At 71.1% G+C, this 12856-nt stretch carries 11 protein-coding genes; 5 read left to right on the forward strand and 6 right to left on the reverse strand.

Annotated elements, in window-relative coordinates:
* The 6 genes from Q0112_RS14310 to Q0112_RS14335 form a co-directional block, all read right to left on the reverse strand.
* The coding region (locus tag Q0112_RS14310; protein WP_297976410.1) for an FAD-binding oxidoreductase at positions 1 to 825 on the reverse strand (825 nt) is incomplete at its 3' end.
* Positions 822 to 1682, reverse strand: a complete 861-nt coding sequence (locus tag Q0112_RS14315; RefSeq protein WP_297976412.1) for a choline/ethanolamine kinase family protein — start codon at positions 1680 to 1682, stop codon at positions 822 to 824. The genes Q0112_RS14310 and Q0112_RS14315, both read right to left, overlap by 4 nt.
* The gene (locus Q0112_RS14320) at positions 1679 to 3652 is read right to left on the reverse strand and encodes a proline/glycine betaine ABC transporter permease (RefSeq protein ID WP_297976414.1); all 1974 of its coding nucleotides are present in this window, start codon (positions 3650 to 3652) and stop codon (positions 1679 to 1681) included. The genes Q0112_RS14315 and Q0112_RS14320 overlap by 4 nt, the downstream gene beginning before the upstream one ends.
* A gap of 172 nt (positions 3653 to 3824) precedes the next feature.
* On the reverse strand, positions 3825 to 4856 hold the full coding sequence (locus tag Q0112_RS14325; RefSeq protein WP_297976417.1) for a glycine betaine/L-proline ABC transporter ATP-binding protein: 1032 nt from the start codon (positions 4854 to 4856) through the stop codon (positions 3825 to 3827).
* Between the two features lie 6 nt (positions 4857 to 4862).
* Entirely contained in the window at positions 4863 to 5816 is a 954-nt protein-coding gene (locus Q0112_RS14330) for an ABC transporter substrate-binding protein (protein ID WP_297976419.1), read from the reverse strand.
* A gap of 87 nt (positions 5817 to 5903) precedes the next feature.
* Positions 5904 to 6524 (reverse strand): class I SAM-dependent methyltransferase, encoded by a 621-nt coding sequence (locus tag Q0112_RS14335; protein WP_297976421.1) that lies wholly within the window; start codon positions 6522 to 6524, stop codon positions 5904 to 5906.
* Positions 6525 to 6603: 79 nt separating this feature from the next.
* Here Q0112_RS14335 and Q0112_RS14340 point away from each other — a divergent pair, with 79 nt between their 5' ends.
* The 5 genes from Q0112_RS14340 to Q0112_RS14360 all read left to right on the forward strand — a co-directional run bounded on the left by Q0112_RS14340 (position 6604) and on the right by Q0112_RS14360 (position 12593).
* Positions 6604 to 7515, forward strand: a complete 912-nt coding sequence (locus Q0112_RS14340) for a choline/ethanolamine kinase family protein (RefSeq protein WP_297976423.1) — start codon at positions 6604 to 6606, stop codon at positions 7513 to 7515.
* Positions 7516 to 7678: 163 nt separating this feature from the next.
* Complete coding sequence (locus Q0112_RS14345) at positions 7679 to 9724, forward strand: ATP-dependent helicase (protein ID WP_297976425.1); 2046 nt, start codon at positions 7679 to 7681, stop codon at positions 9722 to 9724.
* Between the two features lie 291 nt (positions 9725 to 10015).
* A complete protein-coding gene (locus Q0112_RS14350; protein ID WP_297976426.1) occupies positions 10016 to 11197 on the forward strand; it encodes an aldose 1-epimerase family protein in 1182 nt (393 codons plus the stop codon).
* Positions 11194 to 12273, forward strand: coding sequence for a fatty acid desaturase family protein (locus Q0112_RS14355; protein ID WP_297976428.1), 1080 nt, complete (start codon positions 11194 to 11196; stop codon positions 12271 to 12273). The genes Q0112_RS14350 and Q0112_RS14355 overlap by 4 nt, the downstream gene beginning before the upstream one ends.
* 5 nt (positions 12274 to 12278) lie before the next feature.
* On the forward strand, positions 12279 to 12593 hold the full coding sequence (locus tag Q0112_RS14360) for a MocE family 2Fe-2S type ferredoxin (RefSeq protein WP_297976430.1): 315 nt from the start codon (positions 12279 to 12281) through the stop codon (positions 12591 to 12593).
* The last annotated feature ends 263 nt before the right edge of the window (positions 12594 to 12856 follow it).

Below are 12856 nucleotides of genomic sequence, written 5' to 3' on the forward strand. Positions count from 1 at the left end.
CTCCGCCCAGGGCTTCGGGTTGGGCTCGTAGCCCCCCATGACGAGTCCGCCGACCTCCTCCTTGTAATAGGTGAGGCGGTCCGGGTCGCGGAGGGTCGGGAGGTTCGGCAGGACGCCCTCGATCCGCTCGGTGATCAGATACTGGTGCTGGACGCTGACCAGCGGCACGGTGACGCCGACAGAGGCGGCGAGCTCGCGGGTCCACTGGCCGGCGCAGAGGACGAGCTTCTCGCAGCCGACGGTGCCCTGGTCAGTCACGACGCCGGTAACGCGGCCGTCCGCGGTGAGGATGGCAGTGACGCGGATGTCCTCGCGGATCCGGACGCGGTGCGAGCGGGCGCCTCGAGCGAGCGCCTGGACGAGGTCGGAGGGGGAGGCCTGTCCGTCGGTGGGCAAGTACGCAGCGCCGATGACGTCGTCCACCTGCATGATCGGCCAGAGATCCTGCGCCTCCTTCGGGGTCAGAAGCTGCATCTCCAGGCCGAAGGAGCGGGCGGTGGTGGCCTGGCGTTTCACTTCGGTCCAGCGGTCGGGGGTGCAGGCGAGACGGAGGCCGCCGTTCATCTTCCAGCCGGTGGAGAGGCCCGTCTCGGCTTCCAGGCGGTCGTAAAGGGCAACGGAGTAGCCAAGGAGCTGGGTCACGTTGGCGTTGGTGCGGAGCTGGCCGACGAGCCCGGCGGCGTGCCAGGTGGAGCCGGAGGAGAGCTTGTGGCGCTCGAGGAGGAGGACCTCGTCCTGGCCCATGGCGCCGAGGTGGTAGGCGGTGGAGCAGCCGACGATGCCGCCGCCGATGACGACGATACGGGCGGAGGAAGGCAGGGTCATCGGAATTCCTCGAAGGCGGCCTCGAAGCGGGCGCGGTTCTCGACGGTATAGGCGGCGTAGTCGAAGTCGATCCGGGAGTGGCGCTCGGAGACCATGCTCCACATGGTTTCGCGGAGGAGCGACGCGGCAGTCAGGGCGGCGGCCTGGCGGAGGAGGCCGGCGTCGGGGTCGCGGCGGTAATAGGCAGCGAGGAGGGCGGTGCGTTCGTCCTCGGTCATGCCAGCGTTGGAGGCGAGGCCGCCGAGGTCGAAGAGGGGTGTGTTGAAGCCGGCGTATTCCCAGTCGACGAGCCAGAGGCGATGGCCATCGTCGATGAGGTTGGCAGGCAGGAGGTCGTTGTGGCCGAAGACGATCTCGACGTGGCCGGTGGCCTGCTCGAGCGTCTCGGCGGCGGCGAGGAGGGGGGCGAGGTCGTAGGGGGTGCCGCCTTCGCGGAGGGTGTGGGCGTAGTCGCGGACGACCTGGAAGGGCCAGAAGATCGGGGCGGGACCGCGCCAGTGGCGGGGGATCTCGGTGTGGCAGCGGCGGACGAGCGTGGCCAGGCGGTCGAGGTTTGCCGGGTCGCGGACGTCTTGCGCTGTGAGGGTGCGGCCTTCGATGAAGTCGATGACGAGCGCTCCTTCCTCGGCATGGCGGACGGCGGGGGAAAGGCCGGCGGCGTGGGCGGCCCGGGCGGCTTCGCGCTCGAAGCGGCGGAGGATCATGTGCTCGGGGATGTCGCCACCGATGCGGACGAGGTAGCGGCGGCCGGCGTCCTCGACGGTGAAGTTGAGGTTGGTGATGCCGCCCGCGAGCGGCTCCGGGGTGACGGAGGCGGTCCAGATCGGGAGCGTGGCGGCGCGTTCGAGGGGGGTCATCTCGTAAGTCCCAGGCGGGCGCGGGTGCGGGCGGCGGCGGCGGTCATCATGCGGTCAGCGATCATGGCGAGCATGGCGATACAGGCGCCGGCAACGAGGCCGGCGCCAACGTCGGCGCGGGTGAGGGCGATGTAGACCTCCTGACCCAGGTCGCGGGTGCCGACCAGCGCGGTGATGACCAGCATGGAGACGGCAAGGAGGATGGTCTGGTTGATGCCGAGGAGGATCTCGGGCAGCGCCAAGGGGAGGCGGAGCTTCAGCAGGCGCTGGCCGGGGGTGGTGCCCATGGCGCGGGTGGCCTCGACCAGGGCCGGGTCGATCTCGCGGATGCCCAGCGCTGTGTAGCGAATGGCCGGGGCGACGGCATAGAGGACGATGGCGATCATGGCGGTGAACTCGCCGACGCGGAAGAGCATGACGACGGGAATGAGGTAGACGAAGGAGGGGAGCGTCTGGAGGGTGTCGATGACGGGCTGGACGATGGCCCAGGTGCGTTTGCTGAGGCCTGAGGCGATGCCGATTGGCAGGCCGATGAGGGTGGCGATGAGGACGGAGGTGCCGACGAGGTAGACCGTCACCATGGCCTGTGACCAGTAGCCGGTGAAGGCGATGAAGAGGGCGAAGGCGGCGGCGATGAGGCCGCGGCGCGGACCGCCGATGGCGGTCATGGCAAGGGCGATGAGGATGGTGCCCCACCACCAGGGAATGGCGGTGAGGACGCGGCGCACCGGGACGAGGAGGTTTACGAGGACCCAGGTCTTTATCGCCTCCAGCGTGTCGAAGAAGGTGACGTTCAGCCACTGGATGAGGCCTGCCCAGAAGGCGGAGGTGGAGATCTCGAGCCGCTCCGGGTAGTGGGCGATCACCGGAACGGCGAGCGCCAGCACCCAGAGGGCGAGGGCCGCGGCCAGGGCGGCAAGGAGGAGCCGGCCTGAACCGGGCGCGCGGGTGGCGAAGGCCTGGCTGAGCCGGTCGAGGACGATGGCGAGGAGCACGATGGCGACGCCGGCCTCGATCCCAGCGCCGATGTCGAGGCGCCGCAGCGCGGTCAGCACGTCGTACCCGAGGCCGCCGGCGCCAATCATCGAAGCGATGATGACCATGTTGAGCGAGAGCATGATCACCTGGTTGACGCCGACCATGAGCGGAGCGCGGGCGGCGGGCAGCATGACCTTCCAGGTGAGCTGGCGCGGGGTGCAGCCAGACATGCGGCCGAACTCGACGATCTCGGACGGGACGCCGCGCAGCGCGAGGAGGGTGATCCGGACCATGGGAGGCATGGCGTAGATCACCGTCGCGATCAGGGCGGCGACCGGGTTGAAGCCGAAGAGGATGAGGATGGGGAGGAGGTAGGCGAAGACTGGGACGGTCTGCATCGCGTCGAGGAGGGGCGCCAGCGCGCGGTCGAGGCGGGGGTGGCGCCAAGCCTCGATGCCGAGGAGGAGGGCGCCAGCGATACCAAAGGGGACGGCGACGGTGATCGAGGCCAGCGTCACCATGGCGCTCTGCCACTGGCCAAAGACGGCAAGGTAAAGGAGCGCGGCGCCGGTCAGGAGCGCGAGGCGGCGGCCACCGGCGTGCAGCGCGACGAGGGTGCCGGCGAGGGTCACGGCAAACCAGGGGAGCGGCGGCAGCAGCTGGACGGCGGCGGAGCCCTCGCCGCGCATGAGGCCAGTGGCGAGGAGCGAGGTGGCAGCGGTCAGGGGAACGGAGAGAAGGGCGGAGAGCGCGCGGGTGAGGTCGCGGAAGGTGACCGGGCCGAGGCGGGCGTCGGTGACGAGCCAGTCCATGAAGGCGGAGAGCCAAGCGGCGAGCGGCAGATGGAGGGTCGCGGGGACATCCTTCCAGAGGCCGGTGAGGATGCCGCGCGGGAGATGGGCGAAGGCGATGGTGGCGATGAGGAGGAGGAGCCAGAGCAGGCGGCCGGGCCAGGGGCTGCGGGCGGCGGCGGGGAGGATGACGGTGGTCATCGGGCGGGGCCCGCGGCGCGAGGCGCAGCTTGCGCCGCGCGGCGGCCTTTGCCGCCACGAGGTGCGCGCGGGTGCGCGCATTGTTTCCTTGCTCGTTTTCCGCCTGTTGGCGGAAACCGACTGCTCTCCAGGTTAGCAAACCTGCATGAGACCCGCGGGGCGCGCGGGACGATCACGGGCGGCCTTCCAGGAGCACGGCCATCACCTCGGCGCGGCCGAGCTGGCCGATCGTCTTACCCTCCTCGGTCACGGCGAAGGGCTGGGCGGAGGCTTCCACCTCGCGGGCAAAGTCGGCGACCTTGGTCTTGGCCTCGACGGTGCCGGCGGTGAGGGTGCCGTCGAGGGGGCGCATGATGGCGCGGGCGGTGAGGATGCGGGCGCGGGGAGCGTCGCGGGTGAAGGCGGCGACGTAGGGGTCGGCGGGGGCGAGGACGAGTTCCTCGGCGGTGCCGGACTGCACGATGCGGCCGTCGCGCATTATGGCGATGCGGTCGGCGAGGCGGATCGCCTCGTCGAAGTCGTGGGTGATGAAGACGATGGTCTTGTGGAGGGTCGCCTGCAGCCGCATGAACTCGTTCTGCATCTCGCGGCGGATGAGCGGGTCGAGGGCGGAGAAGGGCTCGTCGAGGAACCAGACTTCGGGGCCGACGGCGAGCGAGCGGGCGATGCCGACGCGCTGCTGCTGGCCGCCGGATAGCTCGCGCGGGAGGTTCTGCTCGCGGCCCTTGAGGCCGACGAGCTCGATCATCTCGCGGGCGCGGGCCTCGCGTTCGGGGCGGGCGATGCCCTGAACCTCGAGCGGAAAGGCGACGTTGCGGAGCACCGAGAGGTGCGGCAGCAGGGCGAAATTCTGGAAGACCATGCCCATGCGGTGGCGGCGGATCTCGATCAGCTCGCGGTCGGAGGCACGGCGGAGGTCCTGGCCATCGAAGCGGACTTCGCCGGCGGTAGGCTCGATGAGGCGCGAGAGGCAGCGGACGAGGGTGGATTTGCCCGAGCCGGAGAGGCCCATGATGACGAAGATCTCGCCCGGGCGGACAGCGAGGGTGGCGTCGATCACGGCCGGGGTGAGGCCGGCGGCGGCGAGCTCTTCCGCGGTGGGCGCGGGCGTCCGGGCGAGGAAGGACTCGGCGACGCTCTCGGAGCCGGGGGCGAAGAGCTTCCAGAGGCCGCGGCACGCGATCTTAGGCTCGTCCGCGGCCATCCGGGGCTACTGGCCGATCCAGGGTTTCCAGCGCGCCTCGTTGGCGGCCATCCAGCCGTCGACGACCTCCTCGAGCTTCTTTCCGTCGAGGTCGACAGCGGCGATCATCTGGCCCATCTCGGTATTGTCGAGCTTGAAGTTCTCGATCGCCGCCTTGGCGGAGGGCCACTTGTCGGCGAGGCCGGCCCAGGCGACCTTCCAGATCGGGCCGCGCGGCTTGGCGCAGTCGTGGGTGGCGTTGGGGTTCACGCCCCAGGCCGGGTCCGTGTAGCAGGCGGGCTCGTAGGGCGGGAAGGCGACCCATTCGCCCTCGTATTTGATCGGCGCCCAGTGCGGGGCGTAGATCCAGAGCATAATCGGGTCCTGGCGCTGGTAGGCCGACTCGAGCTCGGCGAAGAGGGCGGCGTCGGTGCCGGCGTGGATCACCTGGAAGGGGAGCTCGAGGGCGGCGATGCGTTCCTCGTCGAAGCCACCCCAGGTGACCGGGCCGCCGAGGTAGCGGCCGTCGGGAAGCGTGTCGGGGGTGGCGAAGGCCTCGGCGCAGTCGGGCTCGAGCAGCGCCTGCCAGTCGGGGAGGCCGGGGCAGGCCTCCTTCATGTAGGAGGGGTACCACCATTCCTCGATGGCCTGCATGCCGTTCTCGCCCAGGTTGACGACTTGGCCCGTGGCGGTGGCCTCGTCCATCGCCTCGCGGCCGGTCGTCTCCCAGATCTCCATCGCGACGTGCAGGTCGCCGGTCTTCAGGCCGGCGAACTGGGCGAGGTAGTCGGCCTGGACGTACTCGACGTTGAGGCCAGCCTTCTCCAGCACCTCGCCCATGATGTGGGTGGTGATGAGCTGGCCGGTCCAGTCGTGCAGCGTCAGGCGGATCGGGTCGGGGGAATCCTGGGCGCTGGCGGCGAGCGCCGCGCTCAGGAGTGCGCCGGTGAGCGCGGTGGTCGCGAGGCTGCGTCGGTTCATCGTTCTCCTCCCTGTCCGGCCACCGGGGCCGTGCCTTTGGCGCAAGGTTCGCCGCGGGCCGTTGGGGCGTCAACAATTTTTCCGCGATCAGGTGCGGCGGAGCACCAGGCTGCGGCTCGGGTCGTTGCCGGGGCGGCCGGGCATCGAGCTGTAGGGCGGGGTCGCGTCGAGAGGTGCCACCCTGCCCTCCCCCGCCAGCGCCTCGATGCGGGCGGAGAAGCCCGACTGCCAGGTCTTGTCCTTGACGGTGAGGACGAGGATGCCGCCGGGGCGGACGACGCGGAGGAGCTCGTCGAGGCCCTCGGGGCCGACGTGGCCGGTGGTGAAGACGCCGGCGCAGACGCAGCCGGCGAAGCGGGCGTCCTCGAAGGGGAGGCGGCGGGTGAGGTCGGCCTGGAGCAGGCGGTCGTAGACGCCCTTGGCGGCGGCGACGGCGAGCATGCCGGGGGAGAGATCGATCGCTTCGACAGAGGCATAGCCGATGATCTTCAGCCATTCGCCGAGCAGGCCGGTACCGGCGCCAGCGTCGAGGATGGGGCCGGTGGGGGGCAGGTGGCGGGCGAGAAGCGCGAGGCAGACGGTGGGGTGGCGGTAGCCGAGGGCGGCCATCTCGGCGTCGTAGGTCGCGGCCCAGGCGTCGTAGGTGCGGGCGATCTCGGCGGTGGTGGTGGCGGCGTAGACGGCGTCGAGCTTGTCGGCTTCGCTCAAGGGGGACCCTCCCGGTTGACGGCGCGGCGGCGAGCATAGTCATCTCGCCGGGGCGAGGGAAAGCCCCGGGGGGACGGCGATGCAGACGGCGGAAGACGAGGTGCGCGCGGCGATGGCGCTGATCCCGGGGCGGGGGCCGGTCGGGACGGTGGAGCGGCTCGGGGGGCTGACCAACCGGGTCTACCGGGTGGAGGCGGGCGGCGAGACGGTGGTGCTGCGCATCCCCGGCGAGGGGACGGAGGCCTATATCGACCGCGCGGTCGAGGCGGCGAACGCTCGGGCGGCGGCGGCGGCGGGAGTGTCGCCCGAGGTGCTGCACGTCGATCCGGGACGGGGGCTGATGCTGACGCGGCTGGTGGAGGGGCGGACGATGACGCCGGCGCTCTTCCGCGAGCCGGGGGCGCCGGCGCGGGCGGCGGCGGCCTTCGCCCGGCTGCACCGGAGCGGGGTGCGGTTCGAGTTCCGATTCGATCTCTTCGCCATGATCGAGGAATATCTGCGGGTGCTGGCGCCGATGCGGGTGACGCTGCCCGAGGGGTATCATGCGGCGGTGGCGGAGGCGGAGGCGGTCCGGGCGGCGCTCGACGCGCGGCCGGCGGCGCTGGCGCCCTGCCACTGCGATCCGCTCTGCGAGAACTTCCTCGATACCGGGGAGCGGATGTGGATCGTGGACTGGGAGTATTCCGGGATGAACGATCCGCTCTGGGACCTCGGCGACCTAGCGGTCGAGGGGGAGTTCGGGGCGGCACAGGAGGAGGAGATGCTGGCGGCCTACTTCGGGCGGGCGCCGACCGCAGCGGAGCGGGGGCGGGTCGTCGCCTACAAGGCGATGTGTGACCTGCTCTGGACGCTCTGGGGGCTCATCCAGCATGGCAACGGCAACCCGGCGGATGATTTCTGGGCTTATGCGACCAACCGGTTCGAGCGCTGCCGGCGGCTGATGGCGAGCGAAGGGTTCGCCGGGCACCTCGCGGCGGTGCGGACGGGCTGACCGCACGGGCGTCGCACAGTGCGGACTTTCGGTATCCATATGATATCGCCGCATATATCTCGCAGCGTTAACCACCTTGTGCATAATCGTTAACGTGCGCGCGCACGGGTCTCCGGTTGCATCCCCGCTTGCGAACGGAACGGAAACAGGGCTTGATGCCGCGATGGATGGCCAAGCCCCCTGCCCTGCCTATCTCGACCGGCTGAACGACGCGCAGCGGGCGGCGGTGCTGCACGGGGACGGCGGAGTTGCCGGGCCGCTCCTCGTCGTCGCCGGGGCGGGGTCGGGCAAGACCGGGACGCTGGCGCACCGGGTGGCGCACCTGATGGTCGAGGGGGCGGATCCGCGGCGGATCCTGCTGCTCACCTTCTCGCGGCGGGCGGCGGCGGAGATGCTGCGGCGGGTCGAGCGGATCGCCGGCGAAGTACTGGGCGAGCGCGGCGCGGCGCTGGCGGCCGGGCTGGGCTGGGCCGGGACCTTCCACGCGATCGGGGCGCGGGTGCTGCGCGAGCATGCGCCGCTGATCGGGCTCGATCCCGGCTTCACGCTGCACGACCGGGCCGATTCCGAGGATCTGATGGGGCTGGTGCGGCACGGGCTCGGGCTCACGCGGACCGAGAGCCGCTTTCCCGGCAAGGGAACCTGCCTCGCGATCTATTCCCGGGCGGTCAATGCGCGCGAGGGGCTGGCGGAGGTGCTGGCGGCGCGCTTTCCCTGGTGCGCCGGCTGGGAGGCGGAGCTGCGCGGGCTCTTCGCCGGCTACGTCGAGGCGAAGCAGGCGGGGAACGTGCTCGATTACGACGATCTGCTGCTCTACTGGGCGGAGCTGCTCGCCGACCCGGCGGCGGCCGCGGCGCTCGGCGCCGGCTTCGACCACGTGCTGGTCGACGAATACCAGGACACCAACCGGCTGCAGGCGGAGATCCTCGCCGCGCTGAAGCCCGACGGGCGCGGCGTGACGGTGGTGGGCGACGACGCGCAGGCGATCTACGGCTTCCGCGCGGCGGAGGTCCGGAACATCCTCGACTTCCCCGCCCGCTTCGCGCCGCCGGCGCGGGTGGTGACGCTGGAGCGGAACTACCGCTCGACCCAGCCGATCCTCGCGGCGGCGAACGCGGTGATCGGCGAGGCGGGCGAGCGGTTCGCCAAGGCGCTCTGGAGCGCGCGGGAGGGCGCGGCGCGGCCGCGGCTGGTCAGCCTGCTCGACGAGGCGGCGCAGGCGGAATACGTCTGTTCCGAGGTGCTGGCGGCGCGGGAGGAAGGGGTCGCGCTCAAGGCGCAGGCGGTGCTCTTCCGCGCGGCGCACCACAGCGGGCCGCTCGAGGTCGAGCTGGTGCGGCGCAACGTTCCCTTCGTGAAGTACGGCGGGCTGAAGTTCCTCGAGGCGGCGCATGTGAAGGACCTGCTGGCGGTGCTGCGGCTGGCGGAGAACCCGCGCGACCGGATCGCCGGCTTCCGGGTGCTGCAGCTCCTGCCCGGCGTCGGGCCGTCGGCGGCGGAGGCGATGCTGGCGGCGATCGCGGCCGGCGCCGAGGTGCGGGCGCCGAAGCGGGCGGCGGCGGACTGGCCGGCGCTGGCGGCGCTCCTCCGGCTGCTCGGGCGGGGGCGGGCCGGCTGGCCGGCGGAGATCGAGGCGGCGCGGGCCTGGTACGAGCCGCACCTCGAGCGGCTGCACGAGGATGCGGCGGTCAGGAAGGGGGATCTCGGGCAACTCGGGCAGATCGCGGCCGGATTCGCCTCGCGCCGGGCCTTCCTGACCGAGCTCACGCTCGATCCGCCGCAGGCGACCGGCGACCTCGCCGGGCCGGCGCTCAGGGACGAGGATTACCTCGTGCTCTCGACGATCCATTCCGCCAAGGGGCAGGAGTGGAAGTCGGTCTTCCTGCTCAACTGCGTCGACGGCTGCCTGCCCTCCGACCTCGCCAGCGACACGCCGGCCGAGATCGAGGAGGAGCGGCGGCTGATGTACGTCGCGATGACGCGGGCGAAGGACGCGCTGCATCTGCTGACGCCGCTGCGCTTCTACGTGCACGGGCAGGCGGCGCGGGGGGACCGGCACGTCTATGCGCCGCGGAGCCGCTTTCTGCCGGGGCATCTGCTCGACCGGTTCGAGCAGGTGGCCTGGGCGCCGCCGGCGGCCCGCGAGCGCGGGGCGCGGGCGGTGTCGCCGCGGGACCTGAAGCTCAAGATGCGGGGGATGTGGGGGTGAGGGGGGCGGTCCGGGTCGGAGGGGGTGCGACGAAAGGCGGACGGCGCGGGTGAGGCGTCTGTGCGCGCGTGGAGATGTCGCGTGAAGTATGTATAGTTCGAAGTATATTTCTCGAATAAGGTGGAAGTAAGGTGAAACGGGGCCTGCGCGACATTTCGTCGCGCACTTCCCCGCCGGTGACGCACCGTTCTTCCTTCCCCGTGCCGGCGGGCCCTTCGGGCTTCCAATCGTCCGGCGGGATGCTAGGTTTCCGGCGGAAACGGCCCGCGACGAGGCTGGGGAGGATGCACGATGGTGGAGCTCTATGGCCGGACGCTGACCCGCCGCGAGGCGTCCGCGCGCATGGGGATGCTCTCGCAGGTCGCCGGCGTGCGGCTCTCGACCCTCGGCGACGGGGTCGAGCGCGGCAACCGGATGCTCGAGTTCCGCACCGGCGGCGGACTGCGCTTCACGGTGATGGTGGACCGCGGCTTCGACATCGCCGAATGCGACTACCGGGGACAGGCGATCGGCTGGCACTCGCCGGCGGGCTTCCGGCACCCGAGCCTGCACGAGTACGAGGGCGAGGGCGGGCTCGCCTTCACCCGGTCCTTCTCCGGGCTCGTCGCCACCTGCGGGCTCGACCATACCATGGGGCCGGCGGAGGTGCCGGCGGACGGCTACAACTATCCCGGCCGCCGGACCGTGAAGCATTCGCTGCACGGGCGGGTGAGCCTGATCCCGGCGCGGCTCGCCGGCTACGGCGAGCGGTGGGAGGGGGACCGCTGCTTCCTCTGGGCCGAGGGGGTGGTGCAGCAGTCGGCGATGTTCGCCGAGGATCTCTACCTCTTCCGCCGGATCGAGGCCGAGGTCGGCGGGCGGGAGATCCGGGTGCGGGACCGGGTGGAGAACCACGGCTTCCTCCGGACGCCGCACATGTTCTTCTATCACGTCAACCTCGGCTGGCCGCTGCTCGAGGAGGGGGCGCGCTATCTCGCGCCGGTCCGCGAGGTGCTCTGGGCCTCGCACGCGGAGAGCTATGCGGCGCAGGGGGTCGGCTATGCGGCGGTCGCGGCGCCGCGCGCGGGGTTCCGCGAGCAGGTCTGGGAGCACGACCTCGCCGCCGACGCGGACGGGGCCTGCCCGGCGGCGGTGGTGAACGACCGGCTGGGGCTCGGCTTCGAGGTGGTGACGCGGAAGGCGGAGCTGCCCTGCTTCTACGAGTGGCAGAACTACCAGGCCGGCAACTATGCGCTCGGGATCGAGCCCTCGACGCATCATGTGCTCGGCGAGGTGGCGGCGCGGGAGCGGGGCGAGATGATCTGGCTCGAGCATGGCGAGGGCCGCGGCTATTCGCTCGACCTGCGGGTGATCGACGGGGCGGAGGAGATCGCGGCGGCCGAGCGGCGGATCGCCGGGATCGCGCGGCAGCCGGAGGAGGCCTATCCGGCGCCGACCGGGCGGTTCGCGCCGCTCTGGGGGAGCGCGCGATGACCCGGCCGATGCCGAAGCGGGACTACAGCCTGACCGGCCCGAGCGCCGTCTGGGCGGTCGAGACCGGGCTCGCCTCGGCGGAATGGTATCACTCCGAGGTGCCGCGCAAGGTGATGAAGGAGCTGATGCAGCGCTCGGACCAGCCGGCGATCCGCGACACGGTCATCTGGCTCGGGGTGCTGCTGGTGACGGCGGCGGGGGGCGTCGCCTTCTGGGGGACCTGGTGGTGCGTGCCCTTCTTCGCGCTCTACGGGGTCTTCTACGCCTCGGCCTCGGATTCGCGCTGGCACGAGTGCGGGCACGGGACGGCGTTCCGGACCCGCTGGATGAACGACTGGGTCTATCAGGTCGCGTCGTTCATGCAGGTGAGGAACCCGGTGACCTGGCGCTGGAGTCATGCGCGGCACCATACCGACACGATCATCGTCGGGCGGGACGCGGAGATCGCGGTGATGCGGCCGCCGGACCTCCTGCGGGCGGGGTTGAGCTTCCTCGGGCTGATGGACTTCCGCTACGCCTATCCGGCGCTGATCCACAACGCGCTCGGGCGGCTGTCGGCGGACGAGAGGGACTATATTCCCGAGGCGGAGTGGCCGAAGGTGGTGAGGGCGGCGCGCTGGCACCTGGCGGTCTATCTCGCGACGATCGCGCTGGCGGTGGGGCTGCGGTCGTGGCTGCCGCTGATGCTGGTCGGGCTGCCGCGGATCTACGGGACCTGGCACATGGTGCTGACCGGGCTCCTGCAGCATGTCGGGCTGGCCGAGAACGTGGTGGACCACCGGCTGAACTCGCGGACGGTGCTGATGAACCCCTTCTCGCGGTTCGTCTACTGGAACATGAACTACCATGTGGAGCATCACATGTTCCCGATGGTGCCCTATCACGCGCTGCCGCGGCTGCATGCGCTGATCAGGGACGACCTGCCGGCGGCCAACCCGTCGATGTGGCACGCCTATCGGGAGGTCTGGCCGGTGGTGCTGCGGCAGCTGCGCTACGAGGACGCCTATCTCCGCCGCGAGCTCCCGCCCTCGGCGCGACCGTACCGGGAGGAGTTGCACGGCATGGCGGCGGAGTAGTGCGGATGGCGGAGTGGGTCGAGGCCTGCGGGGCGGAGGACGTGGAGGCAGAGGACGTGGTCCGCTGGGACCACGGGGGGCGGACCTTCGCGATCTACCGCTCGCCGGAGGACGGGTATTTCGCCACGGACGGGCTCTGCACCCACGAGGGGGTGCATCTCGCCGACGGGCTCGTCATGGACGGGATCATCGAGTGCCCGAAGCACAACGGGCGGTTCGACTACCGGACCGGCCGGGCGCGGGGGGCGCCGGCCTGCATCGACCTCAGGACCTACGCGGTGAAGGTCGAGGACGGGCGGGTCATGGTGCTGGTGGACTGAAGGTCCGGCCACCGGCGGGGGGAGCGCCGGCCTCGGGGAGCCCTGAAGGGCTCCCGCTCGGTCGGCGCTTGGCGGTCGGCCGGGTCACGTCCGTCAAGTTCTGCAAAGAGCAGGTGGCATCGAGGGTCATGCGGCCTTACCCCTTCTCTTTGCGTCTTCTGCAGTGAGAAGCTGTGGAGGCGCAGGTGATGCGGGTATGGCTGTCATGCCGGCTGCCGTAGATGGTTTGGGTCGCTGAGCCGCCCGCATCGCCGCCCTTGATC

Origin of the sequence: uncultured Amaricoccus sp. (genome assembly GCF_937858865.1) — a bacterium.
In the GTDB taxonomy this organism is placed as follows: Bacteria; Pseudomonadota; Alphaproteobacteria; order Rhodobacterales; family Rhodobacteraceae; genus Amaricoccus.

Excerpts from the sequence above, each read along its gene's own strand:
- Q0112_RS14355 (WP_297976428.1), top strand. The coding sequence starts at position 11,194 with ATGACCCGGCCGATGCCGAAGCGGGACTACAGCCTGACCGGCCCGAGC.
- Q0112_RS14350 (WP_297976426.1), top strand. The coding sequence starts at position 10,016 with ATGGTGGAGCTCTATGGCCGGACGCTGACCCGCCGCGAGGCGTCCGCG.
- Q0112_RS14360 (WP_297976430.1), top strand. The coding sequence starts at position 12,279 with ATGGCGGAGTGGGTCGAGGCCTGCGGGGCGGAGGACGTGGAGGCAGAG.
- Q0112_RS14325 (WP_297976417.1), bottom strand. The coding sequence starts at position 4,856 with ATGGCCGCGGACGAGCCTAAGATCGCGTGCCGCGGCCTCTGGAAGCTC.
- Q0112_RS14315 (WP_297976412.1), bottom strand. The coding sequence starts at position 1,682 with ATGACCCCCCTCGAACGCGCCGCCACGCTCCCGATCTGGACCGCCTCC.
- Q0112_RS14330 (WP_297976419.1), bottom strand. The coding sequence starts at position 5,816 with ATGAACCGACGCAGCCTCGCGACCACCGCGCTCACCGGCGCACTCCTG.
- Q0112_RS14345 (WP_297976425.1), top strand. The coding sequence starts at position 7,679 with ATGGATGGCCAAGCCCCCTGCCCTGCCTATCTCGACCGGCTGAACGAC.
- Q0112_RS14340 (WP_297976423.1), top strand. The coding sequence starts at position 6,604 with ATGCAGACGGCGGAAGACGAGGTGCGCGCGGCGATGGCGCTGATCCCG.
- Q0112_RS14320 (WP_297976414.1), bottom strand. The coding sequence starts at position 3,652 with ATGACCACCGTCATCCTCCCCGCCGCCGCCCGCAGCCCCTGGCCCGGC.